This is a genomic window from Bacillus salipaludis (assembly GCF_004358205.1).
In genome coordinates, this window is the sequence record NZ_SMYO01000001.1 from 199191 (window position 1) to 220257 (window position 21067).

The 21067-nt window shown below is 39.1% G+C and carries 22 protein-coding genes; all 22 read right to left on the reverse strand.

Annotation, left to right across the window (positions count from 1 at the left end):
• Positions 1-153: 153 nt before the first annotated feature.
• Entirely contained in the window at positions 154-711 is a 558-nt protein-coding gene (gene frr / locus E2K98_RS00895) for a ribosome recycling factor (RefSeq protein ID WP_133332445.1), read from the reverse strand.
• Positions 711-1436: a UMP kinase gene (gene pyrH, locus E2K98_RS00900; RefSeq protein ID WP_133332446.1), complete on the reverse strand. Its 726-nt coding sequence runs from the start codon at positions 1434-1436 to the stop codon at positions 711-713. The genes frr and pyrH overlap by 1 nt, the downstream gene beginning before the upstream one ends.
• Before the next feature lie 86 nt (positions 1437-1522).
• A complete protein-coding gene (gene tsf, locus E2K98_RS00905) occupies positions 1523-2407 on the reverse strand; it encodes a translation elongation factor Ts (protein ID WP_133332447.1) in 885 nt (294 codons plus the stop codon).
• Between the two features lie 187 nt (positions 2408-2594).
• Positions 2595-3299, reverse strand: a complete 705-nt coding sequence (gene rpsB, locus E2K98_RS00910; RefSeq protein ID WP_133332448.1) for a 30S ribosomal protein S2 — start codon at positions 3297-3299, stop codon at positions 2595-2597.
• 218 nt (positions 3300-3517) lie between these two features.
• Positions 3518-4297, reverse strand: a complete 780-nt coding sequence (gene codY, locus E2K98_RS00915) for a GTP-sensing pleiotropic transcriptional regulator CodY (protein WP_026574874.1) — start codon at positions 4295-4297, stop codon at positions 3518-3520.
• A gap of 115 nt (positions 4298-4412) precedes the next feature.
• On the reverse strand, positions 4413-5819 hold the full coding sequence (gene hslU, locus E2K98_RS00920; protein ID WP_133332449.1) for an HslU--HslV peptidase ATPase subunit: 1407 nt from the start codon (positions 5817-5819) through the stop codon (positions 4413-4415).
• A 20-nt stretch (positions 5820-5839) separates the two neighbouring features.
• Entirely contained in the window at positions 5840-6382 is a 543-nt protein-coding gene (gene hslV / locus E2K98_RS00925) for an ATP-dependent protease subunit HslV (protein WP_026574872.1), read from the reverse strand.
• A gap of 261 nt (positions 6383-6643) precedes the next feature.
• On the reverse strand, positions 6644-7951 hold the full coding sequence (gene trmFO / locus E2K98_RS00930; RefSeq protein ID WP_133332450.1) for an FADH(2)-oxidizing methylenetetrahydrofolate--tRNA-(uracil(54)-C(5))-methyltransferase TrmFO: 1308 nt from the start codon (positions 7949-7951) through the stop codon (positions 6644-6646).
• 168 nt (positions 7952-8119) lie between these two features.
• Positions 8120-10198, reverse strand: a complete 2079-nt coding sequence (topA, locus tag E2K98_RS00935) for a type I DNA topoisomerase (protein WP_133332451.1) — start codon at positions 10196-10198, stop codon at positions 8120-8122.
• Between the two features lie 463 nt (positions 10199-10661).
• Positions 10662-11552, reverse strand: coding sequence for a DNA-processing protein DprA (gene dprA, locus E2K98_RS00940; protein WP_133332452.1), 891 nt, complete (start codon positions 11550-11552; stop codon positions 10662-10664).
• A 150-nt stretch (positions 11553-11702) separates the two neighbouring features.
• On the reverse strand, positions 11703-12605 hold the full coding sequence (sucD, locus tag E2K98_RS00945) for a succinate--CoA ligase subunit alpha (RefSeq protein ID WP_026574868.1): 903 nt from the start codon (positions 12603-12605) through the stop codon (positions 11703-11705).
• A 23-nt stretch (positions 12606-12628) separates the two neighbouring features.
• Positions 12629-13789, reverse strand: coding sequence for an ADP-forming succinate--CoA ligase subunit beta (gene sucC, locus E2K98_RS00950; RefSeq protein WP_026574867.1), 1161 nt, complete (start codon positions 13787-13789; stop codon positions 12629-12631).
• A 254-nt stretch (positions 13790-14043) separates the two neighbouring features.
• Positions 14044-14820 carry a ribonuclease HII gene (locus tag E2K98_RS00955; protein ID WP_133332453.1) on the reverse strand — a complete coding sequence of 259 codons (777 nt, stop codon included), beginning with the start codon at positions 14818-14820 and terminating at the stop codon, positions 14044-14046.
• A 296-nt stretch (positions 14821-15116) separates the two neighbouring features.
• Positions 15117-15989 carry a ribosome biogenesis GTPase YlqF gene (ylqF, locus tag E2K98_RS00960; RefSeq protein WP_133332454.1) on the reverse strand — a complete coding sequence of 291 codons (873 nt, stop codon included), beginning with the start codon at positions 15987-15989 and terminating at the stop codon, positions 15117-15119.
• A 23-nt stretch (positions 15990-16012) separates the two neighbouring features.
• On the reverse strand, positions 16013-16573 hold the full coding sequence (lepB, locus tag E2K98_RS00965) for a signal peptidase I (protein WP_133332455.1): 561 nt from the start codon (positions 16571-16573) through the stop codon (positions 16013-16015).
• Positions 16574-16753: 180 nt separating this feature from the next.
• Complete coding sequence (gene rplS / locus E2K98_RS00970; RefSeq protein ID WP_026574863.1) at positions 16754-17098, reverse strand: 50S ribosomal protein L19; 345 nt, start codon at positions 17096-17098, stop codon at positions 16754-16756.
• Positions 17099-17241: 143 nt separating this feature from the next.
• The gene (gene trmD / locus E2K98_RS00975; protein ID WP_165976150.1) at positions 17242-17982 is read right to left on the reverse strand and encodes a tRNA (guanosine(37)-N1)-methyltransferase TrmD; all 741 of its coding nucleotides are present in this window, start codon (positions 17980-17982) and stop codon (positions 17242-17244) included.
• Complete coding sequence (gene rimM, locus E2K98_RS00980; protein ID WP_133332457.1) at positions 17982-18500, reverse strand: ribosome maturation factor RimM; 519 nt, start codon at positions 18498-18500, stop codon at positions 17982-17984. Before rimM ends, trmD begins: the two co-directional genes overlap by 1 nt.
• Before the next feature lie 14 nt (positions 18501-18514).
• Positions 18515-18901 (reverse strand): YlqD family protein, encoded by a 387-nt coding sequence (locus E2K98_RS00985; protein ID WP_133332458.1) that lies wholly within the window; start codon positions 18899-18901, stop codon positions 18515-18517.
• A gap of 93 nt (positions 18902-18994) precedes the next feature.
• Positions 18995-19225, reverse strand: a complete 231-nt coding sequence (locus tag E2K98_RS00990) for a KH domain-containing protein (RefSeq protein WP_133332459.1) — start codon at positions 19223-19225, stop codon at positions 18995-18997.
• 10 nt (positions 19226-19235) lie between these two features.
• On the reverse strand, positions 19236-19508 hold the full coding sequence (gene rpsP / locus E2K98_RS00995) for a 30S ribosomal protein S16 (protein ID WP_026574858.1): 273 nt from the start codon (positions 19506-19508) through the stop codon (positions 19236-19238).
• Positions 19509-19706: 198 nt separating this feature from the next.
• Positions 19707-21056, reverse strand: a complete 1350-nt coding sequence (gene ffh / locus E2K98_RS01000) for a signal recognition particle protein (protein WP_133332460.1) — start codon at positions 21054-21056, stop codon at positions 19707-19709.
• Positions 21057-21067 lie beyond the last annotated feature (11 nt).

Sequence of the window (21067 nt, forward strand, 5' to 3'; positions counted from 1 at the left end):
ATGAAGATATCTTCTAATAACTAACTTATGTAAAATATAAGGAATTAAGAATAATATTCAGAAAACTTATTTTGATAAATCTCAAAAAAGAATCTTAGCTCAAATAGTGAAAAAACCCCCTAAAATAGAGGGTCGCCCTGCCAAGTAAATTTGTTATACTTCCATAATTTCTTTCTCTTTGTCTTTTGTAATTTGATCAATTTTACTGATATTTTCATCTGTCAATTTTTGAATATCATCAGAATAACCACGAAGATCATCTTCAGTAATATCGCCTTTTTTCTCTAACTTTTTCAAGTCTTCATTTGCATCACGACGTACATTTCGAATCGCTACTTTTGCTTCTTCTGATTCTTTTTTTACTAATTTAACAAGTTCTTTACGGCGTTCTTCCGTCAGTTGTGGAATCGCAATCCGGATGAGCATCCCATCATTTGATGGATTCAAACCTAAATCGGATTTTAGAATCGCCTTCTCGATATCACCAAGAATGGATTTGTCATACGGCTGAATAACCAGAAGTCTTGCCTCAGGTGTTGTAATTCCAGCAACCTGGTTTACTGGAGTTGGTGCTCCGTAATAATCAACAGTAATCCGGTCTAATAGGGATGCACTTGCTCTACCGGCACGAATGCTTGCAAGCTCACGTGTAAATGCTTGAATCCCTTTTGACATTTTATCTTTTGCGGTGGAGATGACTTGTTTTGGCATTAGTTTTTCCCCCTAACAATTGTTCCAATTTTTTCACCCATTACAGCGCGTTTAATATTTCCTTGTTCCATAATTGAGAAAACAATAAGCGGAATATCATTATCCATACATAAAGAAGAAGCAGTGGAATCCATTACGGCCAATCCTTCTTTGATTACATCAAGATAAGAAAGCTCCTCATATTTAGTTGCATTTTTATCTAAACGAGGGTCTGCAGAATATACCCCATCCACATTATTTTTTGCCATTAAAATTACTTCTGCATCAATTTCTGCTGCCCTGAGTGCTGCAGTTGTATCCGTTGAGAAATATGGATTTCCAGTACCTGCTGCAAAAATTACTACACGTTTCTTTTCTAGATGTCTTATTGCACGACGTCTTATATAGGGTTCTGCAACCTGACGCATTTCAATTGAAGTTTGCACACGTGATTCAATCCCTAAATGCTCTAAGCTATCTTGAAGTGCTAAGGAATTCATTACCGTCGCCAACATTCCCATATAATCAGCCGTTGCCCGGTCCATTCCCATCTCACTGCCGATTTTCCCGCGCCAAATATTGCCGCCGCCAACAACAACAGCTACTTCAACTCCAAGTTCAGCAATCTCTTTTACTTGAGCAGCAATGGATTTAATCACAGAAGGTTTAATTCCAAAGCTCGACTCTCCCGCAAGTGCTTCCCCGCTTAATTTTAAAACGACGCGTTTGTACTTAGGACTACCCATATAAACCTCCGAATTTTTGATGATGTATTACCATTTAATTTCTTCATGCTTCAAAAATAGGGAACACAATGTGCTCCCTATTTAAATTATTTTTTATTTACTTGGTTCATAACTTCTTCTGCAAAGTTATCTTCACGTTTTTCGATGCCTTCGCCTACTTCATAGCGAATGAATTCACGAACAGTAGCACCTTTTGATTCAACGAATTGGCGTACTTTTTGATCAGGGTTTTTAACGAATGTTTGGTCAAGAACACAAACATCTTCAAAATATTTTCCTAGGCGGCCTTCAACCATTTTTGCAACGATATTTTCCGGCTTACCCTCGTTAAGAGCTTGTTGTGTTAAGATTTCGCGCTCACGCTCAACTTCTTCTTGTGAGACTTGATCACGAGAAACATATTTTGGATTTAACGCAGCGATATGCATGGAAACATCTTTTGCTGCACTTGCATCAGGAGTGCCTTCAAGTACAGATAAAACACCGATACGACCACCCATGTGAAGGTATGCACCGAATGCATCATTATCAGATTTAGATACAATTACAAAGCGGCGAAGGGAAAGCTTTTCACCAATTTTAGCAATTGCAGCATTGATATATTCAGAAACTGTTGCACCATTTTCCATTTTTTGCTCAGAAGCTTCTTCTACTGTTGCTGGTTTATTTTTTAGAAGGTGTTCAGCAAGTTCCTTAACAAGTGTTTGGAAACCTTCGTTTTTTGCAACGAAGTCAGTTTCTGAGTTCACTTCTAGGATAACTGCTTCGTTTCCTTCTGTTAAAACGTAAGTTGTTCCTTCAGCAGCAATACGATCTGCTTTCTTTGCAGCTTTTGCAATTCCTTTTTCACGAAGGTAATCAATTGCTTTTTCCATATCACCATTTGTTTCTGTTAAAGCTTTTTTACAATCCATCATTCCTGCGCCTGTTTTTTCACGAAGTTCCTTAACCATTTGAGCCGTTACTGCCATAATGTATTTCCTCCTTATATACTATGTATTCATATCTTAGCCAATCAAACCTAAGATAAACCTTCTTGCCTTTTAAACTACACCTTTGTTTGTTACCCAAGGGACCAGCCTAGCATTGAATTTTCTTTAAAAAAAGGTGATAAAGGGTCTCCCTCTTATCACCTTTTTGTTCGTTGGCACTATAGAATTAAGCTTCTACTGCTACTTCTTCACCTTGTTTTGCTTCAAGGATTGCATCCGCCATTTTGCCAGTTAATAATTTAACTGCACGGATTGCATCGTCGTTCGCAGGAATAACTACATCGATTTCATCCGGATCACAGTTTGTATCAACAATACCTACGATAGGGATGTTTAATTTCTTAGCTTCTGCAACTGCGATACGCTCTTTACGAGGGTCAATGATGAATAATGCATCTGGAAGCTGTTTCATATCTTTGATTCCGCCTAGGAATTTTTCAAGACGTTCTTGTTCTTTCTTTAATTGAACAACTTCTTTTTTAGGTAAAACATCGAAAGTACCGTCTTCTGACATTCTTTCAATATCTTTTAAGCGGCCAATACGCTTTTGGATTGTTTCGAAGTTTGTTAATGTACCACCTAACCAGCGTTGGTTCACATAGTACTGACCTGAACGAGCTGCTTCTTCTTTAACAGAATCTTGAGCTTGTTTTTTAGTACCAACGAAAAGAACTGTTCCGCCGTTACCAGCAAGTTCTTTTACCCAGTTATAAGCTTCTTCTACCTTCTTAACTGTTTTTTGAAGGTCGATGATATAGATACCGTTACGCTCAGTGAAGATATATTTCTTCATTTTTGGGTTCCAACGGCGAGTTTGGTGTCCAAAATGTACACCAGCTTCAAGCAATTGTTTCATAGAAATGACTGACATGTTTTTTCCTCCTAATGGTTTGTTTTCCTCCGCTTATCTCATCTTTAAACAAAAACTGTTTTGTTTAACAGCACCGTCTGTTTAAATCAACAAGCGTGTGTATTAACACCATGAAATAATATAGCATAAATATAGAACACAAATCAAGAACTAGTTTCAAAAAATTGAATCCCCTATTTTTTGAAATAGGGGATTCTCCTTTTTAGGTTTACTTTTTATTAATTAGATCTTAATTTATCAAGCTCAACTAAGAACTTGTCGTTTAAGACTTTAATGTACGTTCCTTTCATGCCAAGGGAACGAGACTCGATTACGCCTGCACTTTCGAGCTTTCTTAATGCATTGACAATAACAGAGCGGGTAATCCCAACACGATCGGCAATTTTTGATGCAACTAATAAGCCTTCATGACCGTTTAATTCTTCAAAAATATGTTCAATTGCTTCAAGTTCACTATAAGACAGCGAACTAATCGCCATTTGTACAACTGCTTTACTTCTAGCTTCTTCTTCAATTTCCTCTGCTTTTTCCCGAAGGATTTCCATACCTACTACGGTTGCACCGTACTCCGCAAGAATTAAATCATCATCCAGGAATTTTTCCTGTACTCTTGCGAGGATTAATGTTCCTAACCGTTCACCGCCGCCAATAATCGGAACAACAGTCGTTAAGCCTTCAGGGAAAAGTTCTTTGTTTTCAACTGGAAAGGCAGTATATTCACTATTAACATCAAGGTTTGGAGATGTTTCTTGAATATTAAATAAACCTTTCGTATATTCTTCAGGGAATTGACGCTCTTCCAACATTTTTGACATGCGTTCATTTTCAAAATGCTGATTAACTGCAAAACCTAATAATTTACCACGACGGCTAACAACATAAATATTTGACTCAATCACTTCACTTAGTGTTTCAGCCATTTCTTTAAAGTTTACCGGCTTTCCTGCAGCCTTTTGTAATAACGCATTAATTTTTCTAGTTTTTGAAAGTAAATCCATGTAATTCTTCCTCCTAATGATCTGCAACCAATATTAAATTTTATGTGACAATCATCTTTTGAATATTAGGTGTTTTTAATGTTTCCCCATAAGAAAGGGCTGGTAACACCCTCTTTTAAAGAATAAATTGACTTAAGTCCTTATTTTTTGAGATCGCTCCAAGTTTGTCGTCGACATATTGCGGCGTAATCGTAATTTTCTCCATTGTAATATCAGGTGCTTCGAAGGATAAATCCTCCAAAAGTTTTTCTAATATGGTGTGGAGACGTCTTGCTCCAATATTATCCGTATTTTGATTCACGTCAAAAGCAACTTCAGCGATTCTACGAATAGCATCGTCAGAAAATTCAATTTGTATACCTTCAGTTTCCAATAATGCTTGATATTGTTTGATAAGGGCATTATCAGGCTCAATAAGAATCCTGAAGAAATCTTCTACATTTAATTTTGTTAATTCAACCCGAATTGGGAATCGGCCTTGTAATTCCGGAATTAAATCAGAAGGCTTTGCCATATGGAAGGCTCCGGCTGCAATAAACAAGACATGATCCGTTTTAACCGAACCATATTTGGTTACCACCGTTGACCCCTCGACAACAGGTAAAATATCCCTTTGAACCCCTTCACGAGAAACATCTGCTGATGATCCACCCGAATTCTTGCTTGCAATTTTATCGATTTCGTCAATAAAAATGATGCCATTTTGTTCTGCTCTGTAAACCGCTTCTGAGGTTACTTCATCCATATCAATTAACTTTTGGGCTTCTTCACTCGTTAATACTTTTCTAGCTTCTCGGACGGTTAATTTTCTTTTTTTCCGTTTCTTTGGCATAAAACTGCTCAAGGCATCCTGCATATTCATGCCCATTTGTTCAATACCGGAGCCTTGAAGCATATCAAACATGGATGGGGCCTGCTCTTCCACTTCAACAGAAACAATTTCATCCTCTAGTTGACCTAATGCTAGCTTTTCCTTAACAATTTTTCGCTTTTCGTTAATCGAATAATCATCGGTTTGCAATGATTCATGTTCACTTTGAGAGTTTCCACCGCCAAATAACATTTCAAGTGGATTTTTATAACCGGTTGCCTTCTTTGCTGAAGGTACCAGCAGGTCTACAAGTCTGCTGTTTGCATTTTCCTCTGCCCGTTCCTTAACATTAAGCATTCTTTCTTCTTTCACCAACCGAACAGAAGTTTCCACTAAGTCGCGGACCATTGACTCTACATCACGGCCAACATAGCCCACCTCAGTGAATTTGGTTGCCTCAACCTTAACAAAAGGAGCCCCGACTAGCTTAGCAATCCTGCGGGCTATTTCTGTTTTACCAACACCAGTGGGTCCAATCATTAGAATATTTTTCGGAATAATTTCATCCCGTAATTTTTCGGTTAACAAACCTCTTCTATATCGATTCCTAAGTGCAACAGCTACAGCTTTCTTCGCATCCTTCTGCCCAATAATATATTGGTCAAGTCTCTCTACGATTTGGCGCGGGGTTAAATTTGTTGTTTTTCCCATTGATCAGGACTCCCTTCCCATTATAGCTCTTCAACAATAATATTGTGATTCGTATACACACATATTTCAGCAGCTATTTCTAAAGAAGCTTTGGCAATTTCTTTTGCAGATAAATGATCCCCTGCGTATTTCTTTAAAGAGCGGCCTGCAGCTAAGGCATAATTGCCACCGGAACCAATCGCAAGTATACCATCATCAGGCTCTATGACTTCTCCTGTTCCGGAAACAAGAAGCAAACTCTCTCGATTCATAACAATCAGCATCGCTTCAAGCTTTCGCAGCATTTTATCGCTGCGCCATTCCTTAGCAAGTTCCACTGCCGCTCTTTGAAGGTTTCCATTATACTCTTCAAGTTTACCTTCAAATAACTCAAACAATGTAAAAGCATCCGCAACGGATCCAGCAAAACCGGCTAATACTCTACCATTAAAAATCTTTCTGACTTTTCTTGCTGTGTGCTTCATTACAACCGCATTTCCAAATGTGACTTGCCCATCACCTGACATCGAACATTCACCTTTATGGTGAACCGCAAAAATCGTAGTAGCATGAAATTGCTCCATTAATTAAAACCCTCCTCTTTTGGAGTTTTCTATTTTCCGATTAACCCAAGAATGAAAAAAGCATCGTGAACTCCTTGTTCAAACGTGAACAATAAATGTACTAAAATCATGTTGAAAATGTTCAATTCTATATTTTGAGTAATTCTTCTCTATTTGTAAATAATCGAGATAGAATGTTAATAAAACATTCACATTTATCATGCTTCCAGCAAGCAAGGCCTACTAAATCGTAACATACTTCCATAGCCCATGCAAGTAATTTTACAAAACTTTCATAAAGTTCTGAATTGTTTCTAACGCTCTATTTGCATGCTGTAAATTTCTTTCTTGTTTCCCCTTAATTTTGACTGGTAATTCAGGAAAAAGTCCAAAATTTGCATTCATCGGTTGGAAATTTTTCGCATTCGTGGTGGTAATATAGTGTGCCATACTTCCAATTGCAGTTTCATCGGGAAACTCCACCGTTTCTTTTCCTTCAACTAAACGGGATGCGTTAATTCCGGCAATTAATCCGCTAGCTGCTGATTCTACATATCCTTCTACTCCGGTCATTTGCCCTGCAAAAAATAAATCCTCCCGCTCACGGAATTGATAGGTTGCTCTCAAAACCTTAGGGGAATTAATAAATGTATTCCGGTGCATAACGCCATAACGAATAATCTCAGCATTTTCAAGCCCCGGTATAAGGCTGAGCACCTCTTTTTGTGCACCCCATTTTAAATGAGTTTGAAACCCAACAATATTAAATAATGTTCCTGCCGCATCATCCTGCCTTAGCTGAATAACTGCAAAAGGTCTTTTCCCTGTTTTCGGGTCTTCTAAACCAACCGGCTTTAAAGGGCCAAAGAGCATCGTCTTCTTTCCCCTAGCCGCCATTACTTCAATTGGCATACAGCCTTCGAAGAAAATTTCCTTTTCAAATTCTTTTAATGGAACGGTTTCAGCTGAAATTAACGCTTCATAGAATCGGTTAAATTCTTCCTCTGTCATCGGACAATTTAAATATGCTGCTTCTCCCTTATCGTAACGGGATTTTAAATATACCTTATCCATATCAATACTTTCTTTTTCAATAATTGGTGCTGCAGCATCATAGAAATAAAGATATTCTTCCCCTGTTAAATTCTTTAGCTGCGCTGAAAGTTCAGGACTTGTCAGCGGCCCTGTTGCAATAACTGTCGGTCCTTCAGGAATTTTAGTTACTTCCTCATTAATGACCGTGACATTTTCATGATTTTTAACCAAGTTTGTTACTTTTGCCGCAAATTCATGCCGATCAACTGCTAAAGCACCACCGGCAGGAACTGAGCAGGCATCCGCTGCCGCGATAATGACGGAATCTAGCTTTCGCATTTCTTCTTTTAACACACCAACAGCATTCGTTAACGTGTTTGCTCTTAAAGAATTACTGCAGACTAATTCTGCAAATTTATCTGTATGATGAGCAGGAGTTTGCTTAACAGGTCGCATTTCATAAAGGTGAACTTTAATCCCACGTTTTGCAATTTGCCAGGCTGCTTCACTGCCCGCAAGTCCTGCTCCAATAACATTAACTGTCATTTCTTTCATGAATGTCCTCCTAGACCACTTTCTTAATTATGTAACCAAACATCTATAGTATACTTTTCCCTCAATTTAGTCCATCTTGCATTTTACTATACGTTTCAAAAACAAAAAAGTTTTTTGGTTTAAAATATTTTTAAAACGAAGAAAAAAAGAGTAGGCATCCGCCCACTCTTAGCTTTGCTGCTCTTCCTTGTAATCGCAATTCGGACATTGTACTTGAACACCTTTTTTTAATTTCTTCTCAACCAGATACGTTTCGCATTTTGGACAGTTTCTTGGCAGCGGTTTATCCCATGAAATAAAATCACATTCAGGGAAGCGGTCGCATCCATAGAAAAGGCGTTTTTTCTTACTTTTTCTCTCAATGATATTGCCTTCTTTACAATTCGGGCAAGTAACCCCGATTTCTTTCACAATTGGTTTTGTATTACGGCAATCGGGGAAATTGCTGCAGGCCATAAATTTTCCGTAGCGTCCCATTTTAAATACCATCGGGCTTCCACAGTTTTCGCAATCCTCACCTGCAGGCTCATCCTTTATTTCAACTGATTCCATTTCCTTTTCAGCTTTCTCTAAATCAACCTTAAAGTCCTTGTAAAATTCATCGATGATTTCCACCCAGCGGATTTTGCCGTCTTCAATATAATCTAATCCCTTCTCCATCCTGGCTGTAAATTCAACGTCGAGAATATCAGGGAAAAATTCCTGAATCGCTTCATTAATAATTTCCCCCAGTTCAGTCGGAATGAACCGTTTATTATCAAGGGCAACATATCCCCTTTTTTGAATCGTATCCAAGGTTGGTGCATAGGTAGAAGGACGGCCAATTCCCAATTCTTCAAGCGTTTTAACGAGTCTTGCCTCCGTATATCTAGGCGGAGGTTGTGTGAAGTGTTGCTTCGGCTCAATATCCTTTTGAAACACTTCATCTCCTACTTTTAAATCAGGAAGCATATTATCCCTTTCTTCCACTTGATCGTCGCTTCCCTCAACATACACCTTCATAAACCCGGGAAATTTTATCTTTGACCCTGTCGCTCGGAAAATAACATTTCCATTTTGTAAATCCACACTCATTGTGTCCATAACAGCCTGGGCCATTTGGCTTGCTAAAAAGCGTTCCCAAATTAATTTATATAGACGCAATTGGTCCCTAGATAAGAATTCTTTTAAACTGTTAGGATCTCTAAAAGTACTCGTTGGACGAATTGCTTCGTGAGCATCCTGTGCACCTGATTGTTTTTTCTCTTTTCTTTGTTCTTCTTTTAGGTATTGTTCACCATATTCATCTTGAATATATTTAGCCGCCTCTCCTTGGGCAACATCTGAAATGCGGGTTGAGTCGGTTCTCATATATGTAATCAAACCAACGGTACCTTCCTTACCAAGCTCAATTCCTTCATATAGCTGCTGGGCTAACATCATAGTTTTCTTTGCCCGAAAATTAAGCTTCCGAGCCGCCTCCTGCTGGAGGGTCGAAGTGATAAAAGGCGGAGCCGGATTTCTTTTCCGTTCTTTCTTAGTAACAGCCGTTACCGTAAATTGATTGCCTTCCATTTGTTTCAAGACATTTTGAACATCCTCTTCCGAATGTAGTTCAATTTTTTCTTTACCCAAGATTGAATGGAATGCCGCACGAAATTGGCTTTTTCCTTTTACTGCTTCACCTTCAATGGTCCAGTATTCCTCCGGAATGAAAGCTTGAATTTCTTTTTCCCTATCAATAATTAAACGTACGGAAACCGATTGAACCCGGCCTGCGCTTAATCCTTTTTTGATTTTTTTCCATAGTAGCGGGCTGATATTATAACCAACTAAACGATCTAGAATTCTTCTCGCCTGCTGGGCATCAACAAGATCCATATTGATTGGCCGCGGATGCTTAAAGGATTCCTTTATTGCATCCTTTGTAATCTCATTGAAGACAACTCGACAGTCAGAATGAATATCAACGTCCAAGCTATGGGCAAGATGCCAGGCAATGGCTTCCCCTTCACGATCCGGGTCAGCTGCCAGAAAGATTTTTTTTGCCTTTTTAGCAGCTGTCTTTAATTCCTTGAGAACAGGACCTTTTCCCCGAATTGTAATATATTTCGGCTCAAAGCTTTTTTCAACTTCTACACCCATTTGGCTCCTTGGAAGGTCGCGGACATGCCCCATTGATGCTTTAACTTTATATTTATTTCCTAGATACCGTTCAATCGTTTTCGCTTTTGCTGGCGATTCTACGATTACAAGATACTCAGACATTTAGGTAATCCTCCTTAAGAGGGATAGAAGAAATGTGGAAGCGCCTTGAAGCGGGCTTTAGCCTGTTTCTAAGATGCTTACAATTTGACAAGCTTTCCTTTTATTCCAATATTAAAAAATATGGACTGGAAAAATACTTTACAAAAATGACTTATCCCAAAGTTTTCGATTTATCGACAATATTATTCCTTGATATTCAAAATATGCTTAAAAAGAAAATTAAATATCAAAATATCCATTATTATTGAACATATTCCTTGTTCTTGTCAATGAACATGTCATGTGAAGAAACCGTTTTCACATGAAACGGCCTCTTTTTCCAATCGAATCATCTGTTGGAAAATGTATAACAGATTAGAAATAATTTCAAGTTATTTAAGCTTATTTCTCCAAAAAATGCGAAAAAACCTTCTATATTTTTTATTTTTTATTCATTATTTGCATAATTTTTGTAAAATATGATTCATGATTTCAGTTCTTCTAAGATATCCTCTGCACTCGTTACTAGCTTTGCCCCTTGTTGGATTAAATCGTTCGTCCCACTTGAAAAGGGATTAAATATGCTTCCCGGAAGTGAAAACACCTCCCGCCCCTCGTTTACTGCGTAATTTGCCGTAATAAGCGACCCGCTTTTACGTTTAGCTTCTATTATAAGGGTGCCCTTTGAAAGACCGCTGATGATTCGATTCCGTGCCGGAAAATGCCATTTGAGCGGCTTCGTATCCGGTGGATATTCTGAAATAATCAATTGATTTTTCATCATTTCTAATGCCAGGTTCATATTTTCCTTAGGATAGATATGATATATTCCTCCTGCAATCACACCAATTGTCTTTCCACCATTTTTAATAGCAGTATCGTGGGCCAGTGCATCTATTCCTTTGGCAAGACCACTGACAATGAGTACCCCGTCATCGATTAATTTTGGAAATATAAGCCTGATTGCATTTTTTCCGTAAAGTGTAGCCTGTCTAGAGCCTACCACAGCAAGCTTTGGCTCCTTATCCAACAACGATATATCTCCTTTTGCAAATAATGCCCAAGGAGGCTGATAAATTTCCTTTAATACAGCTGGATATTCTTTGTCAAAAATCGAAATAACAATAATTTCATTTGTTTTATATTGGCGGATTTGTTCATGAATGATGTCAGATTGGAAAGTTAGAAAGGAAGTTTGACCTGTATCTTGAAAGGTATTTAAGGGTGGAAATGAAGACTTTTGTTGAAGTAATTGTGTATGCAGGTGATAAAGTGAATGAAGTGCGGGATCTTTTTTTAACATTTGATATACGGCATTCCAGGAAATATTGGGGTAATGGAGCAAGTGGATTAATTTTTCTTTAAAATCGTCCAAAATAGGACCCTCCCTATAGAATTTTTAAAACAGTAGAAATAGCCCCTCAAGATACGAGGGACTATCTGTTGGTCTTTGATGACTTCTTATGCTTTAACTAGTGTCTAGCTCCAGCGACTCGCTCCTCGAGGTCGCTTCCGCTTTTCTAGTTTAATGCGTTTTGCACTTTTCGTATAAACCTTGTTCTTTTAATGCTTCGATTAATGTTTCACCCATTACGGATGGAGTGTCAGCAACTTTGATGCCGCATTCGTTCATGACACGGATTTTTTCATCAGCAGTACCTTTACCGCCTGAAATGATGGCGCCAGCATGGCCCATACGCTTTCCTGGAGGTGCAGTACGGCCGCCGATGAAGCCAACAACTGGTTTTGTCATGTTTGCTTTTACCCATTGAGCAGCTTCTTCTTCTGCTGTACCGCCGATTTCACCAATCATGATCACAGCATAAGTTTCAGGGTCTTCATTAAATGCTTTTAATACATCGATAAAGTTTGTTCCATTTACAGGATCTCCACCAATACCAACTGCTGTTGTTTGACCGATACCTGCTTGTGTTAATTGATGAACCGCTTCGTATGTTAATGTTCCGGAGCGGGAAACAACACCAACATGGCCTTTTGTATGAATGTATCCAGGCATGATTCCAATTTTACACTCATCAGCAGTAATAACACCAGGACAGTTAGGTCCAACCAAGCGGGTTTTCTTGCCTTCCATGTAACGTTTAACTTTTACCATATCCAGTACTGGAATATGTTCAGTAATACAAATTGCAAGATCCAATTCGGCATCAACAGCCTCAATAATGGAATCTGCGGCAAATGGCGCAGGAACGTAAATTACAGAAGCAGTAGCACCAGTAGCTTCCACAGCTTCTTTTACTGTATTAAAAACAGGTACTCCTTCTACCTCTTGTCCACCTTTACCAGGAGAGGTACCCCCAACGATTTTTGTACCATATTCAAGCATTTGTTTTGTGTGGAAGCGGGCAGTTCCACCTGTAATCCCTTGAACAATTACTTTGGTATCTTTATTAATAAAAACGCTCACGTTAATTCCCCTTTCTTAAGATCCTATTTCACTAATGAAACGATTTTTTGTGCTCCATCTGCCATGGATTCAGCAGCAGTAATGTTAAGGCCAGACTCAGCAAGGATTTTCTTACCTAACTCAACATTTGTTCCCTCTAAGCGAACAACTAGCGGAATAGAAAGTCCAACTTGTTTAGCTGCCTCGACAACACCCTCGGCAATAACATCACACTTCATGATTCCACCAAAGATATTAACAAAAATACCTTTTACGTTTGGATCAGAAAGGATAATTTTGAATGCTTCCGTTACCTTTTCAGCAGTTGCACCGCCGCCAACATCAAGGAAGTTAGCCGGATCTCCGCCATAATGCTTAACGATATCCATTGTTGCCATTGCAAGACCAGCACCGTTAACCATACAGCCGATGTTTCCATCAAGAGCAATATAGCTTAAATCATATTTAGAAGCTTCGATTTCTTTTGGATCTTCCTCTTCAAGGTCACGATATTCTAAAACATCTTTCTGGCGGTATAGTGCATTAGAGTCGAAGTTTAATTTAGCATCTAGCGCCATAACTTTTCCGTCACCTGTTACGACTAACGGATTGATTTCAGCAATCGAGCAATCCTTTTCAACAAAAGCATTGTAAAGACCTGTCATAAACTTTACAGCTTGATTGACTAATTCTTTTGGAATATTGATATTGAATGCGATACGGCGTGCTTGGAAAGGCATTAATCCAATTACCGGGTCGATTACTTCTTTAAAAATTTTCTCAGGAGTTTTTTCTGCAACCTCTTCAATTTCTGTTCCGCCTTCTTCAGATGCCATTAAGACAACACGGGAAGTTGCACGGTCTAATACTAAACCAACATAGTATTCTTTTTTAATGTCGCAGCCTTCTTCGATAAGCAAGCGTTTTACTTCCTTGCCTTCTGGGCCAGTTTGGTGTGTAACTAAGGTTTTACCAAGAATTTCGTTTGCATATGTACGAACTTCATCAAGGTTTTTTGCCACTTTAACACCGCCAGCTTTACCCCGTCCGCCAGCATGGATTTGCGCTTTTACCACACATACTTGTGTGCCTAGTTCTTTTGCAGCTTCCACCGCTTCTTCAACTGTGAATGCCACTTTACCATTTGGAACTGCTACCCCATATTTTCTGAGGATTTCTTTCCCCTGATACTCATGGATATTCATTTCCCATCCTCCTATCAAACTCTTCAAAAAATTGACTCCGTTTACATTGTATATAATGTCACATACCTTGTCCACCATAATACATAAAAATTATATTCATCTTAAAAATATAAGTAAGACAAATACTTATTTAGCCATTTTCATCATATAAATCCTTCCAAATATGGCAGACAATTATTTTTTTACCATAATTAAAAAACAGGCCTAAGCCTGTTTAATAGCATATACCCTTTATACCTTTTTATGTATTGCCATCAATATTTTGCAATAGAATCTTTAATTGGCGCAAAACTTTTTCGGTGGTAAGGGGTTATCCCATATTTCTCTATAGCTAAAAGATGCTCTTTTGTCCCATAGCCCATGTTATGTTGAAAACCATATTTCGGATATTCATTCGATAATTCTTTCATCATCTTGTCTCTAGCCACCTTGGCAATGATGGAGGCAGCCGCAATGGTGACACTATTGGCATCCCCTTTGATAATTGAGTCAGCAGGAAAAGGAGTGTCGAGTTTCATCGCATCAATTAGCAAGAAGTCCGGTTTAGGCTCCAAAGAAACAATGGCAGATTTCATTGCTTTTTTTGTTGCCTCATAAATATTTATTTTATCAATCTCATCAGCATGTACCATAGCGATACTTAGAGCAATAGCTTCTTTCCGAATAATAGCGTCATATTCCTCCCGCTTTTTTTCGGTTAGTTTCTTGGAATCATCAATTCCCGGCAAGTAAAAGTCTTCCGGTAAAATTACAGCGGCACACGCAACCGGACCAGCCAGCGGCCCCCTTCCGACTTCATCCACACCAGCAATAAGCTGAAAACCTTCCGCCCTGTATTTTCGTTCATAATGATTCATTTCAAAAAATTTCGCTTGAAGAACTTGCTTCTGTTCCAGTCTTTTTTTCCATCGGCCAATAGCGGTTTGAACTCCCTTACGTTCATCACTTTCAAGCTCAAGAAGGAATGGATTTGAGTCATCTTCGATGGTCATTAAATGCGCTTCAATTTCAGCAATGGATAGTCTTTTCATATCGTTCACCTGTTTTTCCTAAAAAATAGGCTCTGTTAAACTTGGTTGTTGATTTCCGCTCCAAGCACAAGCGGTTCGGGGAGCATCCTCGTCGCTTCGCTCCTGCGGGGTCTCCCCTGTCCCGTACTCCCAACAGGACACTGAATTGCTTTCTTGAATCCGCCCACGCACGAAGAAAATGCGTTAGCATTTTCAAAAAGTCTACGTGCCTTCCGCTCCAATCAACGCCGTACAATATATCACCATTGTCCTTTAACACAGCCAAAAAATAAAGCTCCCCCTAGGGAGAGCCTGATTTAGTTAGATTCCTTCTCAACGAAGAAATCCTTTGGCCGCTCAAACGTCAGAGGGCCAAATTTTTCTGATCTAATCTCACGAATTACGAGCTCAGCTACTTTATCGTAATCAACTAAGCCGCCGCCCATTAAACAGCCTCTTAATTTCCCGATATGGTCAAACAACTCCACCACGTCAGCAGGGACTTCATCAAGCTGATACCGCTCTTTTAAGCGGTCAGGGTAGGCTTTTTCCAGAAACCTAATCGAATAGATTGTCAGCTCCTGTAGGTTTAACAGGGTATCCTTAATCGCTCCTGTAATAGCTAGCTTCATTCCGACCTCTTGGTCTTCGAATTTAGGCCATAATATCCCCGGTGTATCCAGTAATTCCATTTCTTTACCGACTTTAATCCATTGCTGGGATTTTGTTACACCCGGTGTGTTGCCGGTTTTTGCAATATTTTTTTTTGCCAGCCTATTAATTAGAGTAGATTTCCCTGCATTTGGAATTCCGACAATCATCGCCCGAATCGCCCTGGGTTTTACACCCTTTGCTTTTAAGCGTGCAAACTTCTCTTTTAGGATTTCTTGGGCCGCCTGAGCAATTTCCCTCATTCCTACTCCTGCTTGTGAATTAATGGCAATTGCACGGATTCCCTTTTCTGCAAAAAAGGCAATCCATTCCTTTGTTGCCTCTTTATCCGCCATATCTGCTTTATTCAATAAAACAAGTCTTGGTTTATGCTGAATGATTTCGTCGATCATTGGATTCCTGGAAGAGTAAGGGATTCTCGCGTCCACTAATTCAAAAATGATATCAACCAGCTTTAATTTCTCCGTGACCTCTCTGCGAGCCTTGGCCATATGGCCGGGAAACCATTGGATCGTCAAATTAGCCACCACCTCTCAGATTTCTATTTTACTTTAATAATATGTGCATCTTTTAACGGCCAATAAACTATGCTTGTCTTGCCGATTACTTTACTTAGAGGGACTGCACCAATATGTCGGCTGTCCTTACTGAAACGCCGATTATCTCCCATTACAAACAATTCGCCCTTTGGAACGGTCTTTTGACCTACAGCCGTTTCTTCGAGTTTAAATGACTCTGTTAATGGTCCATCTGTAACTTGTTTTTTATATTTATCTAAATACGGTTCTTTATACGCTTTCCCATTCACGTATAGGGTATCATTTTTATATTCAATCCGGTCGCCCGGAAGTCCAATTACGCGTTTTATGTAATCTTTATGCTCAGGAGCATGGAAGACAATGATATCAAACCGATGCGGCTCCCCTACTTTATAGCTAAACTTATTTACAATCATTCTGTCCTGATCCTTCAGTGTTGGCATCATCGACAATCCATCCACTACAATCGGGGCAAATAAAAAATAACGAATAACTGCCGCTAAGATAACAGCTATTAGAAGCGCCTTTGTCCATTCCCATAGTTCATTTTTCTTTTTTGACATTAAATTCCCACCAATCTTTTGCAAAAAAATAAGTTTATAAAGCATATTTTACATAACTTCAAGAGATTTAACACGATGGGACATAATTTTTTAATGAAACTTTAATATTTTAACGCGGAAGTGCCTAATCATAAATCGATAGAAAAAAGAGCTTGCAGAGCAAGCTCTTTTTTTTTCATATTAGCGAATTTCTTTAATTCTTGCTTTTTTACCGCGAAGTTTACGTAAGTAATAAAGTTTAGCACGGCGAACTTTACCGCGGCGAATAACTTCTAGCTTCGCAATTTTTGGTGTGTGTACAGGGAAAGTACGCTCAACGCCTACTCCGTAAGAAACTTTACGAACTGTAAAAGTTTCGCTAATTCCACCACCACGACGCTTAATCACAACACCTTCAAATAACTGAATACGCTCACGAGTACCCTCGATAACTTTTACGTGTACACGTACAGTATCCCCGGGACGGAACGCAGGAAGATCAGAGCGAAGTTGTTCTTTTGTGATTTCTTCGATTAATTTATGCATCGTATTCAACTCCTTCCAACAGATGCTCTTGCATAGCTATTTAGCTATTACTTGCAGCGGAACATCGTTATAAGACCAAACTGTTAAACAACAGCCCAAGTCACAAATAGTATCATAACATAAACAGCAACACTGTGCAATAACTACTTGGATTCTTTTTTTACCTCTTGTAGCCATTTTTCCTGCTCATCGGTCAAATCTATCTTTTCTAATAAATCCGGCCTCCGTAACAGCGTTCGTCTTAAAGCCTCTTTATTTCGCCATTCCTCTATTAATTTATGATTTCCGGACAATAAAACTTCCGGAACCTTTAAACCGCGAAAATCAGCCGGACGTGTATAATGCGGGTGTTCCAAAAGTCCGGTGCTAAACGAGTCTTTCATATGAGACTCTTCATTTCCCAGCACTTCCGGTAATAGGCGGACAACACTATCAATCACAACCATTGCACCGAGTTCCCCGCCCGTTAAAACATAATCTCCGATCGAAATTTCATCTGTGACAATATTTTCGCGTATTCTTTCATCGTACCCCTCATAATGTCCGCAAATAAAAATTAAATGGTCCTCGCGAGCCAATTCTTCCGCTTTTCTCTGGTCATACCGTGACCCCTGAGGGCAGAGTAAAATTACTCTCGTATTTGGGCTGGCAGCTTTTTCTTTTAGGTCCGCCACAGCATCAAAAATTGGCTGCGGTTTAAGTACCATCCCTGCACCTCCGCCATACGGATAGTCATCCACAGTATTATGTTTGTTATCGGCATATTCACGGAAGTTCACAACATTATATTTAACCGCAGATTTTTCAGCAGCCTTGTGTAATATGGATTGTCCCAATACTCCTGTAAACATTTCCGGAAAAAGAGTAAGGATGTCGATTTTCATCATGAAAGTAACCCTTCCATCGGTTCGATTAAAATGACCTTCTCTTTTACATCTACTTTCTTTACTACATCATGGATATAGGGAATTAATGTCTCCTTACCGCCCTTGCCTTTTATTACCCAAACATCGTTAGCACCCGGGGTAAGGATTTCAGTGACTTTGCCAATTTCTTCACCCTTGGTAGTCGCAACCAAGCAGCCGATAATTTCGTGAAAATAAAATTCATCTTCCTCCAATTGACCAAGATAGGATTCCGGAACCTTTAAAATTCCATCCCTAAATTTTTCTACTTCATTAATATTTTCTAAACCTTCAAATGTCAGCAAATCAAAATTTTTATGGGAGCGGTGGCTTTTAACCTTTAATTCAATTGGGTCCTTTGCTTTCGGTAAAAATAAGTAAAGAATATTTCCTGTTTTGTACCGTTCTTCAGGGAAATCGGTTTTTGATATCACTCTTACTTCTCCTCTGATGCCATGTGTATTGACAATCTTCCCGACATTAAACCATTTTTCCATGCCATTGTTCACCTCTATCGTATATCATCAATAATCCCATCTCGGATAATAATCGTAGGTTGTCCGAATTTCTCATCCCATATGTCTCCAACCTTTATTTCGATCAGGGCTTGTACTTCTTTTTCCTTTAGTTCACTGCCGATAGGCAGAATATGTAATTGTTCAATTTGAAAATCTAGAAGCTTCTCTTTTTCGTGACGCATCTGAATTTCTTTTTCAAAATGTTTTTTCAATGCACCCGGTGAAAAATTCTTTGATTTCTCTAAACGTTTTAATTCAAAGAGCAGCTGATCCCGTTCCTTTTGAAGCTGCAGTTTTTGAGCTTTAAATTTTTCAAACAGTTTTTCCTTGCTCTTTTCCGTTAATACCTGCTTAACCACAACAGATTGAATAATTTGCATAGTAGGTCTCCTTTACCCATCTAATAAGTGAGTTAAAAAAGTTAGCAAAAAAGGGAGGATATATATCCCTCCCTTTAATCTAGATGCAAAAAGCTATTCACCAATTTCTAGAAATATTTTCTTCTGTTGTGATGATCCTGCTGCATAGACAACAGTTCTAATGGCCTTTGCAACGCGCCCTTGCTTTCCAATCACCTTACCAATATCCGTCTTGTTGACGGAAAGATGAAACGTGATTCGCTGCTCATCTTCCTTAACATCGACGCGAACGTCTTCCGGAAAATCAACCAAAGGCATAACAATTGTTTCGATCAATTGTTTCATTTGCGAATCCTTACTTGCTTAATTTTGCATTATGGAATTTTTCCATGATGCCTTGGTTAGAGAAAAGGTTACGAACTGTATCAGATGGTTTAGCACCGTCTTGTAACCATTTAAGAGCTAATTCTTCGTTGATTTGAACTTGAGCTGGCTGTGCAACTGGATTGTAAGTTCCAACGACTTCAATGTAACGTCCATCACGAGGAGAACGAGAATCTGCTACTACGATACGATAGAAAGGAGTTTTTTTAGCTCCCATACGTTTTAAACGAATTTTAACTGCCATTTTATATAAGCACCTCCGAATATGTTTCACACAAGAAATAATATTAACAGAAAGAAATTAGCTTGTAAAGGTTTTTCTCTTTACGAGCCTTCTACGCTGAATTATCTTCATTGCAGGCTTGCGACGAGCCTAACAATGCTTCTCCGAATAAGCTTTGGCGCAGGAGCACGGTTCCAAATTTTTTACACAAAAATGGTCTCAAAACTTAAACGGAAATTTAAATCCGCCTTTTTTCTTCCCCTTTTGCTGCATCCCTGACATTTGTTTCATCATTTTTTTCATGTCTTCAAATTGCTTAAGCAAGCGATTAACTTCAGGTACTGTTCTACCGCTTCCTTTGGCAATCCTTCTTTTGCGGCCTGAGTTCATGATTTCCGGATGAAGTTTTTCTTCTTTGGTCATCGAGCGTATAATCGCTTCAACATGAGCAATTTGCTTTTCATCGATTTGAAGATTATTCAGTCCTTTAATCTTATTAGCTCCCGGCATCATTTTTAATAATTCATCAAGCGGTCCGAGATTACGAACCTGACCTAATTGTTCCAAAAAGTCATCAAGAGTGAAGGATGCTGTTCTCATCTTTTGTTCGAGTTCTTTTGCCTTTTCCTCATCGACATTGGCCTGAGCTTTTTCAATAAGCGTCAGTACATCCCCCATGCCTAGAATTCGCGATGCCATCCGTTCTGGATGAAACGGTTCAAGTGCATCCATTTTTTCACCTAAACCGACGAATTTAATCGGGGTTTGGGTAACGGCACGAATTGAAAGGGCAGCACCACCACGGGTGTCCCCATCAAGCTTTGTTAACACTACGCCAGTTAACCCAAGAGTTTCATTAAAGCTTTGGGCAACATTGACAGCATCCTGACCTGTCATTGCATCGACAACAAGAAAGATTTCATCGGGTTTTGTAAGTTCCTTAATGTCCTTTAACTCGTCCATTAAAGTTTCATCAATATGAAGTCGTCCGGCTGTATCAATTAAGACATAGTCATGATGCTCTTCCTTTGCCTTCGCAATGGCTTGCTTCGCAATTTCTACCGGGCTCACTTGGTCACCAAGTGAGAAAACCGGCATGTCCAATTGCTTGCCAAGTGTCTCCAGCTGCTTGATCGCGGCTGGACGATAAATATCGGCGGCAACCAGCAATGGTTTCCGGTTATACTTTTTCCGCAGTAGAAGCGAAAGCTTTCCAGTAGTTGTTGTTTTACCTGCCCCCTGCAAACCAACCATCATAATTACAGTTGGCGGGCGATTCGAAACAGCAATTTTACTTTGCTCGCCACCCATTAATTCTGTCAACTCTTCATTAACAATTTTAATGATTTGCTGTCCAGGAGTTAAGCTTTTTAGGACTTCCTGTCCTACTGCCCGTTCACTGACTTTTTTGACAAATTCTTTTACAACCTTGAAGTTTACGTCTGCTTCTAATAAGGCGAGACGAACTTCTCTCATCATTTCTTTTACATCCGCTTCAGAGACTTTCCCTTTACCGCGGATTTTTTGAATGGTACTTTGCAGTCGGTCGGCTAATCCTTCAAACGCCATACATGCCGCCT

Bases quoted from the DNA above. Each gene is read 5' to 3' on its own strand.
- frr (WP_133332445.1), bottom strand. From the start codon at position 711: ATGCCAAAACAAGTCATCTCCACCGCAAAAGATAAAATGTCAAAAGGG.
- E2K98_RS00985 (WP_133332458.1), bottom strand. From the start codon at position 18,901: ATGCAAATTATTCAATCTGTTGTGGTTAAGCAGGTATTAACGGAAAAG.
- ffh (WP_133332460.1), bottom strand. From the start codon at position 21,056: ATGGCGTTTGAAGGATTAGCCGACCGACTGCAAAGTACCATTCAAAAA.
- lepB (WP_133332455.1), bottom strand. From the start codon at position 16,573: ATGTCAAAAAAGAAAAATGAACTATGGGAATGGACAAAGGCGCTTCTA.
- tsf (WP_133332447.1), bottom strand. From the start codon at position 2,407: ATGGCAGTAACGGCTCAAATGGTTAAGGAACTTCGTGAAAAAACAGGC.
- rimM (WP_133332457.1), bottom strand. From the start codon at position 18,500: ATGGAAAAATGGTTTAATGTCGGGAAGATTGTCAATACACATGGCATC.
- rplS (WP_026574863.1), bottom strand. From the start codon at position 17,098: ATGCATAAATTAATCGAAGAAATCACAAAAGAACAACTTCGCTCTGAT.
- hslV (WP_026574872.1), bottom strand. From the start codon at position 6,382: ATGGAGCAATTTCATGCTACTACGATTTTTGCGGTTCACCATAAAGGT.
- hslU (WP_133332449.1), bottom strand. From the start codon at position 5,819: ATGGGAAAAACAACAAATTTAACCCCGCGCCAAATCGTAGAGAGACTT.
- trmFO (WP_133332450.1), bottom strand. From the start codon at position 7,951: ATGAAAGAAATGACAGTTAATGTTATTGGAGCAGGACTTGCGGGCAGT.
- pyrH (WP_133332446.1), bottom strand. From the start codon at position 1,436: ATGGGTAGTCCTAAGTACAAACGCGTCGTTTTAAAATTAAGCGGGGAA.
- E2K98_RS00990 (WP_133332459.1), bottom strand. From the start codon at position 19,225: ATGAAACAATTGATCGAAACAATTGTTATGCCTTTGGTTGATTTTCCG.
- rpsB (WP_133332448.1), bottom strand. From the start codon at position 3,299: ATGTCAGTCATTTCTATGAAACAATTGCTTGAAGCTGGTGTACATTTT.
- trmD (WP_165976150.1), bottom strand. From the start codon at position 17,982: ATGAAAATCGACATCCTTACTCTTTTTCCGGAAATGTTTACAGGAGTA.
- rpsP (WP_026574858.1), bottom strand. From the start codon at position 19,508: ATGGCAGTTAAAATTCGTTTAAAACGTATGGGAGCTAAAAAAACTCCT.
- topA (WP_133332451.1), bottom strand. From the start codon at position 10,198: ATGTCTGAGTATCTTGTAATCGTAGAATCGCCAGCAAAAGCGAAAACG.
- sucC (WP_026574867.1), bottom strand. From the start codon at position 13,789: ATGAATATCCATGAGTATCAGGGGAAAGAAATCCTCAGAAAATATGGG.
- E2K98_RS00955 (WP_133332453.1), bottom strand. From the start codon at position 14,820: ATGAAAAGACTATCCATTGCTGAAATTGAAGCGCATTTAATGACCATC.
- codY (WP_026574874.1), bottom strand. From the start codon at position 4,297: ATGGATTTACTTTCAAAAACTAGAAAAATTAATGCGTTATTACAAAAG.